Annotated in this window: 18 protein-coding genes; 14 read left to right on the plus strand and 4 right to left on the minus strand. The window is 63.1% G+C overall.

Translation table 11 applies throughout. The features are described from left to right. Positions 1-14 precede the first annotated feature (14 nt). Together ispH and ACO07D_RS05695 are read right to left on the minus strand one after the other, a co-directional pair. Positions 15-965 (minus strand): 4-hydroxy-3-methylbut-2-enyl diphosphate reductase, encoded by a 951-nt coding sequence (gene ispH, locus ACO07D_RS05690; protein WP_421701982.1) that lies wholly within the window; start codon positions 963-965, stop codon positions 15-17. A gap of 177 nt (positions 966-1,142) precedes the next feature. Next, positions 1,143-1,742, minus strand: coding sequence for an NYN domain-containing protein (locus ACO07D_RS05695; protein WP_421701983.1), 600 nt, complete (start codon positions 1,740-1,742; stop codon positions 1,143-1,145). A gap of 99 nt (positions 1,743-1,841) precedes the next feature. On the opposite strand from ACO07D_RS05695, the gene folK reads away from it, so the two are divergent. The 10 genes from folK (at position 1,842) to rnc (ending at position 10,229) form a co-directional block, all read left to right on the plus strand. Continuing rightward, positions 1,842-2,429 carry a 2-amino-4-hydroxy-6-hydroxymethyldihydropteridine diphosphokinase gene (gene folK / locus ACO07D_RS05700; RefSeq protein WP_421704995.1) on the plus strand — a complete coding sequence of 196 codons (588 nt, stop codon included), beginning with the start codon at positions 1,842-1,844 and terminating at the stop codon, positions 2,427-2,429. A gap of 89 nt (positions 2,430-2,518) precedes the next feature. Further along, positions 2,519-2,875 carry a DNA-directed RNA polymerase subunit omega gene (gene rpoZ / locus ACO07D_RS05705; RefSeq protein ID WP_300515782.1) on the plus strand — a complete coding sequence of 119 codons (357 nt, stop codon included), beginning with the start codon at positions 2,519-2,521 and terminating at the stop codon, positions 2,873-2,875. A 12-nt stretch (positions 2,876-2,887) separates the two neighbouring features. Further along, positions 2,888-5,047 carry a RelA/SpoT family protein gene (locus tag ACO07D_RS05710; RefSeq protein ID WP_421701984.1) on the plus strand — a complete coding sequence of 720 codons (2,160 nt, stop codon included), beginning with the start codon at positions 2,888-2,890 and terminating at the stop codon, positions 5,045-5,047. A 21-nt stretch (positions 5,048-5,068) separates the two neighbouring features. After that, positions 5,069-5,716 carry a DUF2062 domain-containing protein gene (locus ACO07D_RS05715; RefSeq protein ID WP_421701985.1) on the plus strand — a complete coding sequence of 216 codons (648 nt, stop codon included), beginning with the start codon at positions 5,069-5,071 and terminating at the stop codon, positions 5,714-5,716. A gap of 155 nt (positions 5,717-5,871) precedes the next feature. After that, positions 5,872-6,624, plus strand: a complete 753-nt coding sequence (locus ACO07D_RS05720) for a pyridoxine 5'-phosphate synthase (RefSeq protein WP_421701986.1) — start codon at positions 5,872-5,874, stop codon at positions 6,622-6,624. Between the two features lie 54 nt (positions 6,625-6,678). Beyond that, positions 6,679-7,656 carry an NADPH:quinone reductase gene (locus ACO07D_RS05725; RefSeq protein ID WP_421701987.1) on the plus strand — a complete coding sequence of 326 codons (978 nt, stop codon included), beginning with the start codon at positions 6,679-6,681 and terminating at the stop codon, positions 7,654-7,656. Positions 7,657-7,659: 3 nt separating this feature from the next. Continuing rightward, positions 7,660-8,292: a LysE family translocator gene (locus tag ACO07D_RS05730; protein WP_421701988.1), complete on the plus strand. Its 633-nt coding sequence runs from the start codon at positions 7,660-7,662 to the stop codon at positions 8,290-8,292. Then, positions 8,289-8,702, plus strand: a complete 414-nt coding sequence (gene acpS / locus ACO07D_RS05735; RefSeq protein ID WP_421701989.1) for a holo-ACP synthase — start codon at positions 8,289-8,291, stop codon at positions 8,700-8,702. The genes ACO07D_RS05730 and acpS overlap by 4 nt, the downstream gene beginning before the upstream one ends. 67 nt (positions 8,703-8,769) lie before the next feature. Next, positions 8,770-9,552: a signal peptidase I gene (gene lepB, locus ACO07D_RS05740; RefSeq protein WP_421701990.1), complete on the plus strand. Its 783-nt coding sequence runs from the start codon at positions 8,770-8,772 to the stop codon at positions 9,550-9,552. Further along, on the plus strand, positions 9,549-10,229 hold the full coding sequence (rnc, locus tag ACO07D_RS05745; RefSeq protein ID WP_421701991.1) for a ribonuclease III: 681 nt from the start codon (positions 9,549-9,551) through the stop codon (positions 10,227-10,229). Before lepB ends, rnc begins: the two co-directional genes overlap by 4 nt. Positions 10,230-10,235: 6 nt before the next feature. Here rnc and ACO07D_RS05750 read toward each other — a convergent pair whose 3' ends face one another. Further along, entirely contained in the window at positions 10,236-12,170 is a 1,935-nt protein-coding gene (locus ACO07D_RS05750; protein ID WP_421701992.1) for a methyl-accepting chemotaxis protein, read from the minus strand. Positions 12,171-12,374: 204 nt separating this feature from the next. Between ACO07D_RS05750 and era the strand changes: the two genes are divergently transcribed. The 4 genes from era (at position 12,375) to ACO07D_RS05770 (ending at position 15,074) form a co-directional block, all read left to right on the plus strand. Further along, positions 12,375-13,283 (plus strand): GTPase Era, encoded by a 909-nt coding sequence (gene era / locus ACO07D_RS05755; RefSeq protein WP_421701993.1) that lies wholly within the window; start codon positions 12,375-12,377, stop codon positions 13,281-13,283. Continuing rightward, positions 13,280-13,612, plus strand: coding sequence for a DUF1491 family protein (locus ACO07D_RS05760; RefSeq protein WP_421701994.1), 333 nt, complete (start codon positions 13,280-13,282; stop codon positions 13,610-13,612). Before era ends, ACO07D_RS05760 begins: the two co-directional genes overlap by 4 nt. Positions 13,613-13,686: 74 nt before the next feature. Further along, a complete protein-coding gene (gene recO / locus ACO07D_RS05765) occupies positions 13,687-14,412 on the plus strand; it encodes a DNA repair protein RecO (RefSeq protein WP_421701995.1) in 726 nt (241 codons plus the stop codon). Next, entirely contained in the window at positions 14,409-15,074 is a 666-nt protein-coding gene (locus ACO07D_RS05770; protein ID WP_421701996.1) for a DNA-3-methyladenine glycosylase I, read from the plus strand. The genes recO and ACO07D_RS05770 overlap by 4 nt, the downstream gene beginning before the upstream one ends. Here ACO07D_RS05770 and ACO07D_RS05775 read toward each other — a convergent pair. Beyond that, a complete protein-coding gene (locus tag ACO07D_RS05775; RefSeq protein ID WP_421701997.1) occupies positions 15,071-15,739 on the minus strand; it encodes a hypothetical protein in 669 nt (222 codons plus the stop codon). The two genes, ACO07D_RS05770 and ACO07D_RS05775, sit on opposite strands and share 4 nt — an antisense overlap. Positions 15,740-15,781 lie beyond the last annotated feature (42 nt).

Below are 15,781 nucleotides of genomic sequence, written 5' to 3' on the forward strand. Positions count from 1 at the left end.
AGTAAAGCCCTGCGTCAGGCCGGTTCGCGCAGCACGCGGGGGACCTTGAATTCGATGTTTTCCTGCGCGGTTTCCACCAGTTCGACGGTCACGTCATAGCGGTCGCGGAAGGCGTCGATCACCTCGTCGATCAGCACCTGCGGCGCCGAGGCCCCGGCGGTCAGCCCGACCCCGCGCACGCCTTCGATGGCGCGCCAGTCGATCTCGGCCGCGCGTTGAACCAGCATCGAGTAGTTACAGCCAGCGGCCTTCGCAACCTCAACCAGGCGGCGCGAGTTCGAGCTGTTCGGAGCGCCAATCACCAGCAGAGCTTCAACCTTCGGCGACACGGCTTTCACCGCCTCCTGCCGGTTGGTGGTGGCGTAACAGATATCTTCTTTGTGCGGGCCGATGATTGCGGGGAAGCGGGCGCGCAGGGCGGCGACGATTTCCACCGTGTCATCCACCGACAGGGTGGTCTGGGTGATATAGGCCAGGCGCTCCGGATCACGCGGGGCAATCGTCGCCACGTCCGCCGGGGTTTCGACCAGCAGCACCTCGCCTTCGGGTAGTTGACCCATGGTGCCGATGGTTTCGGGGTGACCCGCGTGGCCGATCATCACCATCTGAAGCCCGTTTGCGTGATGGCGTTCAGCCTCGATATGTACCTTGGACACCAGCGGACAGGTGGCGTCGACATAGACCATCTGGCGGCGTTCGGCCTCAGCAGGCACCACCTTGGCCACCCCGTGGGCCGAGAAAATCACCGGCCGGTCGTCGGGGCAGTCTTCCAGCTCCTCGACGAAGACCGCGCCCTTGGCCCGCAACCCGTCCACCACGAATTTGTTGTGCACGATCTCATGACGCACATAGATCGGCGCGCCCCATTTCTCGATCGCCATTTCGACAATCTTGATGGCGCGGTCGACACCGGCGCAGAAGCCACGTGGCGCGGCAAGGTAGAGGGTCAGCGGGGGCTTGGTCATCTGGCATCCACCATGGGTCTGTTCGCGGCCCTTCATATCGCCATCCACCGGCAAGGGTCCAATCAATATTGAAACAGGCGCAATGCAAATAACCGGAGCGAATGGCCCCGGTTCTTCGGTCTTCTTGTCCACGCCATCGGAGTGTCCCTCTCCCTTGGCGCTTCTGATCGGCAGGGTTCAGCCCTCGTCACCCTCGCCATCGCCCTCATCGGCGGTGGTCGGGGCGCGATCGGTGAACTCGCGCGGTTCGCGCGGGGGCCGACCGATGACATCTTTCAACTCGTCCAGCTCGATGAAATTGTCAGCTTGACGGCGCAGCTCATCAGCGATCATCGGCGGCTGCGACCGGATCGTCGACACGATCGACACCCGTACGCCCTTGCGCTGCAGCGCAGCCACCAGCGGCTTGAAATCGCCATCGCCGGAGAACAGCACGATATGGTCCACATGGGCAGCGATTTCCAGGGCATCGACGGTCAGTTCGATATCCATGTTGCCCTTGACCTTACGCCGTCCCATCGAGTCGGTATATTCCTTGGCCGGTTTCGTCACCATCGAGAAACCGTTGTAGTGCAACCAATCCACCAACGGACGGATCGGAGAATAGTCGTCATTCTCCAAAAGTGCGGTGTAGTAGAAGGCACGCAGCAGTTTGCCTCGGCGCATGAACTCCTGTCGGAGCAGCTTGTAGTCGATGTCGAACCCGAGCGACTTCGCCGCCGCGTAGAGGTTCGATCCATCTATGAACAGCGCGAGCCGTTCGTCTCGGTAGAACATAATGCATCCTTTCGAATTCTTTCGCCGAACATGTCGTGAGTGGTATGGGATTGATCTATACGCCGACGAAAGATTTAGGCAACTTAGGGAAGTTTGGCCATGTCGCAACCCCAATCCGCGTCGAATTCAGGCGAAAATGCGCTAATCGCGCTAGGTGGCAACCTTGGCTCTACCCATGGTAGGCCCGAGGAAATTCTGCGTCACGCCCTGACAGCGCTGGCAGCCCCGGACATTGAAATCGCGGCCGTGTCTCGTTTCTTCCGCACGCCTTGTTTTCCTCCCGGTGCGGGCCCGGATTTCGTGAATGCCGCAGCTGTGATATTAACACATCTTGCCCCGAATGTCCTGCTTGAGCGCCTGCATAAGGTAGAAGCTGAGTTGGGCCGTGAGCGGAACAACCGATGGGAGGCACGGGTCGTCGACCTGGACCTTCTGGCCATGGGCGAACGGGTTCTGCCCGACTCGAAAACACTGGCCCACTGGATTGACCTGCCGCTGGAACGCCAGACCCGAGAAGCACCGGACCAACTGATTCTGCCCCATCCGCGCATTCAGGACCGCGGGTTTGTACTGGTGCCATTGGCCGACATCGCGCCTGACTGGTGCCACCCGCAACTGGGCCGGACCGTCACCGAAATGCTGGCCGCCCTGCCAGAAAGCGAAATTGACGAGATTGCGCCGCTCTAGCGGTGCGGCCCTGCAGCGAATCGGCTTGCCTTCATACGGTCAAGCCCCTAAATAGGCACTTCACACCCCTTGCAAGGATGGAGCTGCACATGGCCCGCGTGACGGTCGAAGATTGCGTTGACAAGGTCCCGAACCGGTTTGAGCTGGTAATGCTCGCCGCACATCGTGCGCGCGAAGTGTCCGCTGGTGCCGAGATTACCGTGGATCGCGATAACGACAAGAACCCCGTCGTGTCGCTGCGTGAAATCGCCGACGAGACCCAGACGGCGGACGAGCTGCGCGAGCGCATGATCGAAAGCCACCAGACTCAGATCGAGGTGGACGAACCCGAGGAGGACCAGATGGCCCTGCTCATGGGTGCCGAAGCTGCCGACAAGCCGGCCGAGGACGACATGTCCGAAGAAAAGCTGCTGCGCGCGCTGATGGAAGCGCAAGGCCAGGGCTAACCCCCTCTGCGAATGGGAGCATCGCGGGTGGCGAGCTGGAAAGACGAGCTTGAGCATCTCGACATCGACGGGCTGATCGAGCTCATCGCCACCTACAATCCCAAGTCCAATTCGGACCTGATCCGGGCCGCCTTCGAATATGGCGGCCTGATGCATTTTGGCCAGTATCGCCATTCCGGGGATCCCTATTTCACCCACCCGTTCGAGGTGGCGCAGATCCTGGCCGACATGCAACTGGACGATGCCACGATCATCACCGCTCTGCTGCATGACACGATCGAAGACACCGGGTCGACCTACTCCGAGGTCACCGACAAATTCGGCGCCGAGATTGCCGAACTGGTCGATGGGGTCACCAAGCTGACCAACCTGCAACTGTCCTCGTCCGAGACCAAGCAAGCCGAAAACTTCCGCAAGCTCTTCATGGCCATGTCCAAGGACATGCGGGTGATCCTGGTCAAACTTGCCGACCGGTTGCACAACATGCGCACCATCAAGGCGATGCGACCGGAAAAGCAGATCATCAAGGCGCGCGAGACGATGGACATCTATGCCCCCTTGGCCGGGCGCATGGGCATGCAGTGGATGCGCGAGGAATTGGAAGACCTCGCCTTTTCCGTTCTGAACCCGGACGGGCGCATGTCGATCATGCGCCGTTTCCTCAGCCTGCAGAAACAGACCGGTGACGTGATCGAGAAGATCACTGGCGACATCCGCATCGAGCTGGCCAAAGCCGGGATCGACGCGGCCGTGCTGGGCCGTGCCAAAAAACCTTATTCGATCTGGCGCAAGATGGAGGAGAAGGAGCAGAGCTTTTCACGCCTCTCGGACATCTACGGGTTTCGCATCATTACCGCTAGCGAAGGCGACTGCTATCGCGCTCTGGGTGCCATCCACCAACGCTGGCGCGCGGTGCCGGGCCGGTTCAAGGATTACATCAGCCAGCCGAAATCGAACGGATACCGCTCGATCCACACCACCGTATCGGGGCGCGACGGCAAGCGGGTCGAAGTGCAGATCCGCACCCGCGCGATGCATGACGTGGCCGAAACCGGCGTCGCGGCGCATTGGTCCTACAAGGACGGGGTGCGGTCCGAAAACCCCTTCGCGGTCGACCCGGCCAAGTGGATCGCCACCCTGACCGAACGGTTCGAGACCGCGGATGATCATGACGAATTCCTCGAGCATGTGAAGCTCGAGATGTATTCGGACCAGGTCTTCTGCTTCACGCCCAAGGGCGAAGTGGTGAAACTGCCGCGCGGTGCGACCCCGCTGGATTTCGCCTATGCGATCCACACCAAGATTGGCGACAGCTGCGTCGGCGCCAAGGTGGACGGGATCCGCGTGCCGCTGTGGACCCGGATCAAGAACGGCCAATCGGTCGAGATCATGACCGCCGAGGGGCAGAGCCCGCAGGCCACTTGGATCGACATCGTGGTCACCGGCCGCGCCAAGGCCGCCATTCGCCGCCGCCTGCGCGAAGAGGACCGCGACCGGTTCATCCGCCTGGGCCGCGAGCTTGCCCGCGTGGCCTTTGAACATGTCGGGCGCAAGGTCACCGACCGGGTGCTGGAGACCGCCGCCAAGCAGCTGCGCCTGAAGGACGCCAGCGAAGTCCTGGCCCGGCTAGGCAGCGCCGAACTGACCGGGGTCGAGGTGATTGCCACGGTCTATCCGGAGCTTCATTCCGTGGGCGACGAGATCGACGTGGACGCCGCCGTGGTCGGGCTGGAACCCGGCCAGGCCTTTACACGCGCCGATTGCTGCCAACCGGTGCCGGGCGAACGCATCGTCGGCATCACCTATCGCGGCAAGGGCGTGATGGTGCACACGATCGACTGTAAGTCGCTTGCCGAACTTGAGGACGAAAGCAACCGCTGGGTCGACATTCAATGGCATTCCGGCCGCCACCCTGCGGTGCACACGGTCAGCCTGGACACCACGATTGCGAATGACGCTGGCGTGCTTGGGCGTATTTGCACATTGATTGGCGAGCAGAAGGCCAATATCTCGGACTTGAGGTTCCTGGATCGCAAGCCGGATTATTTCCGGCTGATCGTCGATGTCGATTTACGTGATCTTGAGCATCTGCATGCTGTCATGCTTGCGCTCGAGGCCGACAGTGACGTGGCCGCTCTGCGCCGCCATCGGGATCTCGACCGAAAACCGTAACCGGCCGCAAGGTCCAGCCAGATGGGGGCAAGCGTGTTCAAGCGCAACCCACGCAGCTATCTCAGGATCGTCGCGGAGTTCTTCTATCCGCGCGGTGGCTGGTATCGTGCGGCGGGCTACGTGATCCATCGCGTGCGCAGGTTGCCTGATCCGCCCCACCGTATCTCGCGCGGGATCGCCGCCGGGGTCTTCGTCTGCTTTACCCCGTTCTTCGGCATGCATTTCCTGTTCGCCGCAATTGTCGCCTGGGTGATTCGCGGCAATATCCTGGCCTCTTTGCTTGCAACCTTCTTCGGCAACCCACTGACCTTTCCGTTGATTGCCGAACTGTCGATCAGCTTGGGCGCGCGGTTCATGGGGCTGCCGATGGACATCCACCTGCCCCAGATCGTCGAAGCCTTCGGCGCTGCGCTGGGCGACCTGTGGTTCAACTTCAAGGCGGCCTTTTCCGATGCGCGTGCCGATTGGCGTGATCTGCACCATTTCTTTCACCGCGTCTTTCTGCCCTACCTGGTTGGCGGACTGCTGCCCGGAGTGGGATCAGGCATGATGGCCTACGGATTGTCGCGCCCGGTCATCCACGCCTATCAACGTCGCCGCATCAAGAAGCTGCGCGCGCGATATGAAAAACGCATGGCCGCGCGCACGGAGGCTGACGTAGCCGAATAAAGGCGCTATGGATTCGCCTGAGACTAACGTCACGCCTTTATCCTGGGTCAGGGTAAAGGCGTGACGCTACGGGACATATCAATGTTGTGGGCGTTTCCTCCATAACCTGTGATTCAGGTTTTGGACGAAACGCTTTAGGCGAAAAGGAACGCGCGATGACCGACTTTCTGGGCCCGTTGCGGCTGGGTGTGAACATCGACCACGTGGCCACCGTGCGCAATGCGCGCGGCTCGGCCTATCCGGACCCGGTGCGGGCCGCCAAACTGGCCGAGGAGGCCGGCGCCGACGGCATTACCGCCCACCTGCGCGAAGACCGCCGCCACATCGCCGACGCGGATATCGATGCGCTGATGGAGGCGCTGACCGTGCCCCTGAACTTTGAAATGGCAGCCACCGACGAGATGCAGGAAATCGCCCTGCGTCACAAACCCCACGCGGTCTGCATCGTGCCCGAAAAGCGCGAGGAACTGACCACCGAGGGCGGGTTGGAAGTGGCGCGCCAGGAAAACCGCCTGGCCCATTACATCAAGCCCCTGCGCGACGCGGGCTGCCGGGTGTCGATCTTCATCGCCGCCGACCGGGCCCAGATCGAAGCCGCCGCGCGCATCCGCGCCGAGGTTGTCGAGCTGCACACCGGCGCCTATTGCGACTACCACGCCGAGGGCCGGTTCGACGAACGCGACGCCGAACTGGAGCGCCTGCGCGAAATGTCCGCCTTCGCCCATTCCCTGGGTCTGGAGGTGCACGCGGGCCACGGGCTGACCTATGACACGGTCGCGCCGGTTGCGGCCTTCCCAGAGGTGATGGAGCTGAACATCGGCCATTTCCTGATTGGCGAAGCAATCTTCCGCGGCCTGACCCCCGCCATCGCCGAAATGCGCCGGATGATGGACGAGGCGCGGGCGTAAAGCGGGTCCAAAACTTTTCAGAAAAGTTTTGTCGCGCAACAGAGAGGACGGGACATGAAAGCAGTCTGGTACGAAGGGTTCGGTCCCGCCGATCAGGTGCTGATCCATGGCGAGATGCCCACGCCCGATCCGGCCCCCGGTGAGGTTCTGGTGCGCGTGCATGCCTCCGGCATCAACCCTTCGGACGTGAAACTGCGCGCGGGCGCGCGGCCCGGCGCGACCATGGCCTATCCGCGCATCGTGCCCCATTCGGATGGCGCGGGCGTGATCGAGGCGGTGGGCGAAGGGGTCGATCCCGCCCGGGTCGGCCAGCGGGTCTGGCTGTGGAACGCCTGCTGGCAACGCGCCCTTGGCACCGCCGCCGAATATGTCGCCCTGCCCGCCCACCAGGCCGTGCCCCTGCCGGACGGCACATCGTTCACCGAAGGCGCCTGCCTGGGCATCCCCGCCATGACCGCCTGGTATGCGCTGTTCCGCGACGGGCCGATCGCGGGCAAGACCGTGCTTATCACCGGCGGCGCGGGCACGGTCGGGCGCTATGCCTGCCAGATGGCGGCCCTGGGCGGGGCGCGGGTGATCACCACGGTATCCTCCACCGAAAAGGCCGCCCATAGCGGCGCGTCGGACTGGGTGAACTACCGCGAGGCGGACGTGGCCGAAACGGTGCGCGACATGACCGGTGGCGACGGTGTCGACCGGATTGTCGAGGTCGATTTCGCCGCCAACCAGGCCGCCAGCCTGGCGCTGATCAAACCGGGCGGCACCATCGCCTCCTACGCCTCCGCCAGCCAGATGGCGCCGGAGCTGGCCTTCTACCCGTTCATGTTTCTGAACGTGACCCTGCAGATGCTGATCATCTACCAGCTCGACCATGCCACCCATGCGCGGGGTGAGGCGCAGTTGTCCGACTGGCTGGCTGCAGGCAAGCTGACCCATGCGGTCGTGCCCGGCGGCACCCTGGCCGATACGGCTGCCGCCCATGCCAAGGTCGAAGCCGGGCAGAAGCTGGGCACCGTCGTGGTCGAGGTCTGAGCGATGATCGGGCTTGAATGGATCGCGCTCTGGGTGGCCTGGGTCCTGGCCGGGGGCAGCCCCGGACCGGCCACCCTGTCGATCGCGGGCACCTCAATGACCCACGGGCGCCGCGCGGGCCTGGTCTTTTCCACCGGCATCCTGTTCGGATCTGCCTGCTGGGGCCTGGCCGCCGCCGCCGGGATGAGCGCGGTGATGCAGGCCAATGCCTGGATCTTCGAGATCCTGCGCTATGCAGGTGCCAGCTACCTGCTGTTCCTGGCGCTGAAATCCCTGCGTTCGGCGCTCAGCCCGCAGATGCCGACCAAGGGCCGCGCCCATGGCGGGGCCGCAGCACAGATCTTCACCAAGGGTGCCTTGATCCACCTGACCAATCCGAAAGCCATCCTCAGCTGGGCCTCGATCTATTCCCTAGTCCTGCCCGCGGGGGCCTCTCCGGCGCAGGTCTTCGGCCTCTTTGCCTTCCTCTACTCCGGCTCGCTCTTGATCTTCCCGGGTTATGCGGTGCTGTTTTCCACCCCCAGCGTGGTCGCGACCTATGCCCGCCTGCGCCGCTGGTTCGAACTGGTCTTTGCCGGGTTCTTCGGCTTTGCCAGCCTCAAGGTGCTGACTGCCAAACTGGGGGACGCCACATGATCCTGGGCATCGGCACCGACCTTGCCAATATCGAGCGCATTGCAGGCACCCTAGATCGCTTCGGCGACCGGTTTCGCACCCGCGTCTTTACCGAAACCGAACTCGCCAAGGCCGCACGCCGCAAGGACGAGGCGGGTACGCTGGCCAAACGCTGGGCGGCAAAAGAAGCCTGTTCCAAAGCGCTTGGAACCGGACTGGCCATGGGCATCTCCTGGCGCGACATGGCGGTCACCAACCTGCGCACCGGACAGCCGGTGATGGAAGTGACCGGCTGGGCCGCCGAACGGCTGGCCGAGATGACCCCACCCGGGCATGAGGCAATCATTCACGTCACCCTGACTGATGATCACCCTTGGGCGCAGGCCTTCGTGGTGATCGAGGCACGACCTCTCACCCCGACTTCGGGTTGACTTGGCGCCGCCATCCGCCCACATAGCCCCGAACAGCCCGCACTCGCAGCAACAGGCAGGACAGATCATGGCAGAGAAGAAAGAGGACGGCCTTTGGGAGAACGTGAAAACGATCTTCTGGGCGCTCATCATCGCGGGCCTCTTCCGCACGTTGTTCTTCCAACCTTTCTGGATCCCCACCGGGTCAATGAAGGACACGCTGCTGATCGGCGATTTCCTGTTCGTGAACAAGATGGCTTATGGCTACTCGCGCCATTCCTGCCCCTTCTCGATGTGCCCCATCTCCGGGCGGATCTTTGCCTCGGAACCCGAGCGCGGCGATGTAGTCGTGTTCCGTCACCCGGTGTTGAACACCGACTACGTCAAACGTCTGATCGGCCTGCCGGGCGACAAGATCCAGATGAAGGACGGGGTGCTTTACATCAATGGAGAAGCTGCGCCGCAGGAACCAACTGGCATCTTCGAGGAGATCAAGGCACCGCAGGGGCGTTTCGGCACCGTGCCGCGCTGTTCCAACGACCCGGTCGGCCAGGGCGGCGTCTGTGAGAAAGAGCGATTCATCGAAACCCTACCGGGCGGCGTTGAACATGCGGTCCTGAACGCCACGATGCGCAACGGTACCGACAACACGCGTGTCTTCACCGTGCCCGAGGGGCATTACTTCTTCATGGGGGACAACCGCGACAACTCAACCGACAGCCGGGTCGCTCAGCAGGCAGGTGGTGTCGGTATGGTGCCCGCCGAATACCTTCTGGGACGGGCTGATCGCGTGATCTTCTCCTCCGCCGGCAAGCGGCTGGTCTACTTCTGGACCTGGCGCGGGGACCGTTTTTTCGAGGCAATCGAGTGAAACTGTCGACCGACCTCAAATCCTTCGAGGATCGGTTGGGTCACAGCTTTGCGCGGCCAGAGCTGTTGATCCGCGCGCTGACGCACGGCTCGATCAGCTCGAACACACGGCCCGACAACCAGCGGTTGGAGTTTCTGGGGGACCGAGTGCTGGGCCTGGTCATGGCCGAAAAGCTGCTGAAGGATGATCCCGATGCGCCCGAAGGCACGCTGGCGCCGCGCTACAACGCGCTGGTGCGCAAGGAAACCTGCGCGGATGTGGCGCGTCAGATCGACATCGGTGCGGTCCTGAAACTCGGCCGATCCGAGATGAAGACCGGCGGGCGCCGCAAGCTGGCGCTGCTGGGCGATGCGATGGAGGCGGTGATTGCCGCGATCTATCTGGACGCCGGGTTCGAGGCGGCACAGACGGTGATCCTGGCCCTGTGGGGCGACCGAATTCAGAATGTCGAGGCCGATGCCCGCGACGCCAAGACCTCACTGCAGGAATGGGCCCAGGCGCGCAAATTGCCCCCGCCCTCTTATGTCGAGCTGTCGCGCGAAGGGCCGGATCACGCCCCTGTCTTCACAATCGAAGTTCGGCTGGAAAACGGACGCAGCGCAACTTCGAAGGCGCCATCGAAACGGGCGGCCGAACAGGCGGCCGCCAAGGCGCTTTTGGCAGAACTCAAGGGCTGACCCCGATCACGAAGCGATCGCCAGCCCCTCTTCGCCATTGCTGCCCGGCAGTCGGAACCGGGCACCGTCCTGTTCAAGCCCGCGCGCCTGCTCGTCGAGCATGTTAACCGCGGCACTGGTTTCTTCGAACATGGCGGCATTCTGCTGCGTGACCTGATCCAGCCGGTTCACCGCTGTCGTGATCTCGGACAGGCTGTCGGCTTGCTGACCAGAAGCCTCAGCAATCGCACCGACCAAACCGTTCAGCTTGTCGATCAGTTCCTCAATTTCCTCCAGAGACTTTCCGGAGGCATTGACCAGCTCAACCCCGGCGTCCACCTGTTCACCCGATGTCGAGATCAGCCCGGCGATCTCATGCGCCGCATCTGAGGACCGCTGCGCCAGGGCACGCACTTCGGAGGCAACCACCGCAAAGCCGCGCCCGGCCTCACCTGCACGCGCCGCTTCGACCCCGGCATTCAGCGCCAGAAGGTTGGTCTGGAAAGCGATCTCGTCAATTACACTGGTGATCTTCGACACCCGGCGCGAACTGTCCGAAATCTCGGTCATGGCCGAAATGGTGCGGCTGACCACATCCCGCCCGGCGGCGGTGCTGGTCAGGGTATTCTTGACCGCAGCGCGCGCCTCATTCGCGCCTTCGACGGTATTCTCGACCGTGGCGGAAAGCTCGGTAATGGCGGCGGCGGTTTCTTCCAGGGACGACGCCTGACCTTCGGTCCGTTGGCTCAACTCCATGGCCGCCACATTCAGATTCTGGGCCTCGCCCTTGATCACGGCCGAACCTTCCACAATCGAGCCGATCAGATCGGCAATGGTGCGCGCAGCAGTATTGAAGTCCTGTCGCAACCCCTCGTAAGCCTCGGGAAAGGTTTCAGAGATATGGACGTCCAGATCCCCGACTGACATCGCCTCAAGGGCTGCGGCCAAGGTGTCGGTCACCCGCTGCTGCTCGGCCCGCGCGGCTTCGCGCTCCGCTTCGATCTGGGCACGTTCAGCCTCACGTTCGGCCTGCAGGCGCGCGTCTTCTTGCAGCCGCTCCCTTTCGGCCCGCGCCTCGGCCTCCTGCAAGGCCATTTCCTTTTCCAGCGCCTTTTCGCGCTCTCGCAACACTTCGGCATCCCGCGCCGCCTGTTCCTGTTCCAACCGCCGACGTTCCACCAACCCTTCGCGGAACACCTCGATGGATCGCGCCATTTGCCCGATTTCACCACCCGATGCCACATGCGGCACCGGCGTTTCAGTGTCTTGCGCGCGCATCCCTTTCATACGCTCGATCAACGCACCGATTGGACCGGTCACGCTGCGCACCAGGAAGGCCGAGGGGATGATCAGCAACAACAGCATCACCGCCAGCGCCCCAAAGGACACGTACCGAAGATGGGCCAGATCGGCGCGGATGTCGGAAACATAGGCCCCCGATCCGACAATCCAGCCCCAGGGTTCGAAATGCATCACATAACCAAGCTTGGTCTCGGCAATGTCTGAGCCCGGCTTGAAAAACTCGTACTCGACCATGCCACGCCCATTGTCGACGGCCATATCCCTGAGCGCCACATAGAGCGCGAGCCCATTGGCATCCTTGTAGCCGGACTGGTTCGTCCCCACGAGGTCCGGCTTCGCACCATGGGACAGGATCGTCATCTCTTCATCAATGGTAAAGAAATAACCCGACGTGCCGAATCGCAGGCTGGCCAGATGCTCCTTGGCCATTTCCTGCGCCTCCTCCAGGGCCAGGCGCCCGGCATCAACATCGTGCTGTAAGGCGTGAAGCTCCCCCAACCCGGTTTCGACCACGTCAGACAAGTGCTGTTCCCGCATCTCGTAGGCGTTGACAACCGCCTGAGAGAGGAGGAACTGCGTCAATAAGGCAGTCAGCAGGACGGCAAGCGCCACCACCGCATAAATGCGGGTGGAGAGGCGTTGATACAGGGTCATCAACATGTTGTTTCCTTATTGGTGGTGCGCGCGTTCACTCTTTCCACTAAGGGGAATGTCTCAAGAATGCGTAAAAAAGCGGCAGAGCTGTCGTATTTCACCCGATAAGGGAGTTGATCCACAGCATTCTCGCAGAACGTGCTCGACGTGACGCACTGGCCCCCCGCGCCGGAATGCGATACACCCCGAAACCGCAACAAAGGACATGCCATGACCCAACGTGCCGGTTTCGTCGCCTTGATCGGAGAGCCCAATGCAGGCAAATCGACCCTGACCAATCACATGGTGGGGGCGAAGGTTTCGATTGTCACCCACAAGGTGCAGACCACCCGCGCACGCATTCGCGGCGTGGCACTGGAGGGCGACAGCCAGATCGTCTTCGTCGACACGCCCGGCCTGTTCCAGCCGCGCCGCCGTCTGGATCGCGCCATGGTCGCCGCCGCCTGGGGCGGGGCCGCAGATGCCGACATCATCGTCCTGCTGATCGAGGCCCATCGCGGCGTAACGGACGGGGTGAAACGCATCCTCGACGGGCTGGAGGAAATCGGTCGTGGTCGCCAGATCGCGCTCGCCATCAACAAGATCGACCGGGTTCAGGCCGAAGACCTGCTGGCCCTGACCAAGGACATGAACGAGCGGTTCAACTTCATCGAAACCTTCATGATCTCGGCCGAGAAGGGCCATGGCGTGGACGACCTGCGCAAATGGCTGGCCGAGCGCATGCCGGAAGGTCCCTGGCTCTATCCCGAGGACCAGATCGCCGACCTGCCCCTGCGCATGATCGCCGCCGAGATGACACGCGAGAAACTGACCCTGCGCCTGCATCAGGAACTGCCCTACCAGCTGACCGTCGAGACCGAAAGCTGGGAGGAACGCAAGGACGGCTCGGCCCGGGTTGAACAGATCATCTATGTCATGCGCGACGGCCACAAGGGCATCGTCTTGGGCAAGAAGGGCGAGACGATCAAGGCGGTTTCGCAAAGCGCCCGCGCCGAGCTGGAAGAGTTCCTGGGCCGCAAAATCCACCTGTTCCTGCAGGTCAAGGTGCGCCCGAACTGGCTGGAAGAAAAAGAGCGCTATTCGGAAATGGGTCTGGATTTCCGGGACGGCAACACGTGACACGGCTGACGGCGGATGTCTGGGTCTCGGCCTATCTGACCCGCCTACGGCTGCAGGACATTCCGGCCTTTGTCGTAAAGAAGGGCGACCTGACCGCGGGCGCCGTGCTGGTCAAGCTGAACACGCTGGACGGCCAGGCCACGGCCTATCAACGCAGCTTTGACCTGATGAGCGGCGAACGCACCTGGGTGGTGCTGTCGGAAGGCGAGGAACGCTCTGTGGACGAGGCCCTGGCCCGCCAACGCAGTTTCGACCCGGACCTCTGGGTGATCGAGGTCGAGGACCGCGCAGGGCGGCACCTGCTGGACGAGCCGGGGCTGGCGGACTGACCTTTCCCGTCCCGGACTTGACCCGGGACCTCCTCTCCCCTTGACCCACCCCCACGAGACGGCACAGTACCCCTATGGACTGGCGGGATCAGGGCGCCCTACTGAGCGCGCGCAAACATGGTGAGACCTCGGCGATTATCGAGGTCTTCACGGCCGAACATGGCCGCCACGCCGGCGTGGTGCGCGGCGGTGTCAGCCGCAAGATCGCGCCGATCCTGCAACCCGGCGCGCAGCTGGACGTGGCCTGGCGGGCCCGGCTGGAAGAACATATCGGCAGCTTTACCGTCGAACCGGTGAAAAGCCGCGCCGCCGTGCTGTCGGATCGCACCGCGTTGGCCGGGCTGAACGCGATCTGCGCGCTGTTGGTCTTTGCCCTGCCCGAACGTGAACCCCACCCGGTGCTTTACACCCGCACCCAAGCCATGCTGGACCTTCTGTCCACCAACGAGGCCTGGCCGCTGGCCTATCTGAAATGGGAGCTGGCACTGCTGGAGGAACTCGGCTTCGGCCTCGACCTGTCGGAATGCGCGGTGACCGGGGTGCGCGAGGACCTGGCTTATGTCTCACCGAAGTCCGGCCGCGCGGTCAGTGCGGAAGGCGCGGGTGACTGGGCCGACCGGCTGCTACCCCTACCCCCCGAACTGCTGGGCGTGGGCAGCGGCGACCTGACCGGCGTGCTGCAAGGGCTTGTGACCACCGGCCACTTCCTTGTCACCCGACTTGCCCATAGTCTGCATGACAAGCCCCTGCCCGAAGCCCGGGCACGGCTGATGGATCGATTGAAGAGGGAGGCCGCATGAAAAGCTTTGCCGAGATGCGCGAGATGGCCGTGGCCCGCAAGGGCGAGGAATTCCTGGCCGCCCATATGCCCACCGCACCCGCCGTGCCCCTGCGCGACCAGACGGATGACCGCGTGCTGGCGACCTTTGCCCGCGGCGTGTTCCAGGCCGGGTTCAGCTGGAAGGTCATAGACGCCAAATGGCCCGGGTTCGAGACCGCCTTTCACGGCTTCGACGTGGGGCGCAACGCCTTCATGTCGGACGAGGACCTCGACAACGACCTGCGCAACACGGACATCGTGCGCCACGCAGGCAAGATCCTGTCGGTGCGCGACAACGCCATCTTCCTGTCCGACCTCGCCCGTGAACATGGCTCGGCGGCGGGCCACCTGGGCAACTGGCCGCGCGAGGATGCGGTGGGGCTGTTCGCGCTCTTGAAGAAACGCGGCGCGCGGCTGGGCGGCATGACCGGGCCCTATGCGCTGCGCGCGCTCGGTTACGACAACTTCATCCTGTCGAAATCCGTGGTCGCCGCGCTGAACCTGGCGGGCGTGATCGACGGGGCGGCCACCTCGAAAAAGGCGCAGACGGCGGCGCAAGAGGCGTTCAATGCCTGGGCCGAGGAAAGCGGCGAGAGCCACGCGGTGATCAGCCGGGTGCTGGCCTACGCGGTGCCGGACTAGCCCCGGCGTGGGTCCAACAGGCGCATCATCATGCGCAACTTCGGATCATTCTTCGCCAGCCGCGCCAGCAACTGGCGATAACCTGCATATTGCGCGGGCACTTTCAGTTGGCCGTGCTCGCCAAAATCAAGCTTTACCCCGCCTGCAATCGTCTTGCCGAGAGGCTCCGTGCCTCTCAATGCCGAGAACGGAAATGCCCGCCCACGCCGCAACAGGCCCGACCGCGTGATCTCGGTCGCGCCAACGGACAGGCGGGTGAAAGACATATACAGGATCAGCAGCCCGATCAGACTGAGCCCGCACATGATGGTAAACACCGCCCAATCCTTTGGCGTGACCTCGGCGGATGGCAGCACGACCAGTGCGTAGAACGCGGCTCCGCTACCGAAGAAGGCAAGTATCGCCAGAACTGTCACAAGGCTCTGCGAAGGCCGCATGACCAGAACGTCCACCTGTCCGATCCCGGTCTCATGCGGCATCTGACCGGGGGTGGCATCCTCGGTCCAACCAGCTCGCGTCTGCGCCATCGCGCGCCGCTCAGCCCCGCCGATCACCCGCCATTTCCACCAGATCAGCGGCAGAAACACGGCCATCAGACCAAAAAACAGGACCGGTTCTTCGCTGGCAAAGGCCCAAACGCCCTTTAGGTCTTCAATAATCGTCATATCTATGGTTCCTGTCACGCCAATACCGGGCAAGGATGACGC

The sequence above is a fragment of the Aliiroseovarius sp. genome, from assembly GCF_965228805.1.
Classification (GTDB): domain Bacteria; phylum Pseudomonadota; class Alphaproteobacteria; order Rhodobacterales; family Rhodobacteraceae; genus JASBTN01.

Excerpts from the sequence above, each read along its gene's own strand:
- ispH (WP_421701982.1), bottom strand. The coding sequence starts at position 965 with ATGACCAAGCCCCCGCTGACCCTCTACCTTGCCGCGCCACGTGGCTTC.
- ACO07D_RS05695 (WP_421701983.1), bottom strand. The coding sequence starts at position 1,742 with ATGTTCTACCGAGACGAACGGCTCGCGCTGTTCATAGATGGATCGAAC.
- folK (WP_421704995.1), top strand. The coding sequence starts at position 1,842 with ATGTCGCAACCCCAATCCGCGTCGAATTCAGGCGAAAATGCGCTAATC.
- rpoZ (WP_300515782.1), top strand. The coding sequence starts at position 2,519 with ATGGCCCGCGTGACGGTCGAAGATTGCGTTGACAAGGTCCCGAACCGG.
- ACO07D_RS05710 (WP_421701984.1), top strand. The coding sequence starts at position 2,888 with ATGGGAGCATCGCGGGTGGCGAGCTGGAAAGACGAGCTTGAGCATCTC.
- ACO07D_RS05715 (WP_421701985.1), top strand. The coding sequence starts at position 5,069 with ATGGGGGCAAGCGTGTTCAAGCGCAACCCACGCAGCTATCTCAGGATC.
- ACO07D_RS05720 (WP_421701986.1), top strand. The coding sequence starts at position 5,872 with ATGACCGACTTTCTGGGCCCGTTGCGGCTGGGTGTGAACATCGACCAC.
- ACO07D_RS05725 (WP_421701987.1), top strand. The coding sequence starts at position 6,679 with ATGAAAGCAGTCTGGTACGAAGGGTTCGGTCCCGCCGATCAGGTGCTG.
- ACO07D_RS05730 (WP_421701988.1), top strand. The coding sequence starts at position 7,660 with ATGATCGGGCTTGAATGGATCGCGCTCTGGGTGGCCTGGGTCCTGGCC.
- acpS (WP_421701989.1), top strand. The coding sequence starts at position 8,289 with ATGATCCTGGGCATCGGCACCGACCTTGCCAATATCGAGCGCATTGCA.
- lepB (WP_421701990.1), top strand. The coding sequence starts at position 8,770 with ATGGCAGAGAAGAAAGAGGACGGCCTTTGGGAGAACGTGAAAACGATC.
- ACO07D_RS05750 (WP_421701992.1), bottom strand. The coding sequence starts at position 12,170 with ATGTTGATGACCCTGTATCAACGCCTCTCCACCCGCATTTATGCGGTG.
- era (WP_421701993.1), top strand. The coding sequence starts at position 12,375 with ATGACCCAACGTGCCGGTTTCGTCGCCTTGATCGGAGAGCCCAATGCA.
- recO (WP_421701995.1), top strand. The coding sequence starts at position 13,687 with ATGGACTGGCGGGATCAGGGCGCCCTACTGAGCGCGCGCAAACATGGT.
- ACO07D_RS05770 (WP_421701996.1), top strand. The coding sequence starts at position 14,409 with ATGAAAAGCTTTGCCGAGATGCGCGAGATGGCCGTGGCCCGCAAGGGC.
- ACO07D_RS05775 (WP_421701997.1), bottom strand. The coding sequence starts at position 15,739 with ATGACGATTATTGAAGACCTAAAGGGCGTTTGGGCCTTTGCCAGCGAA.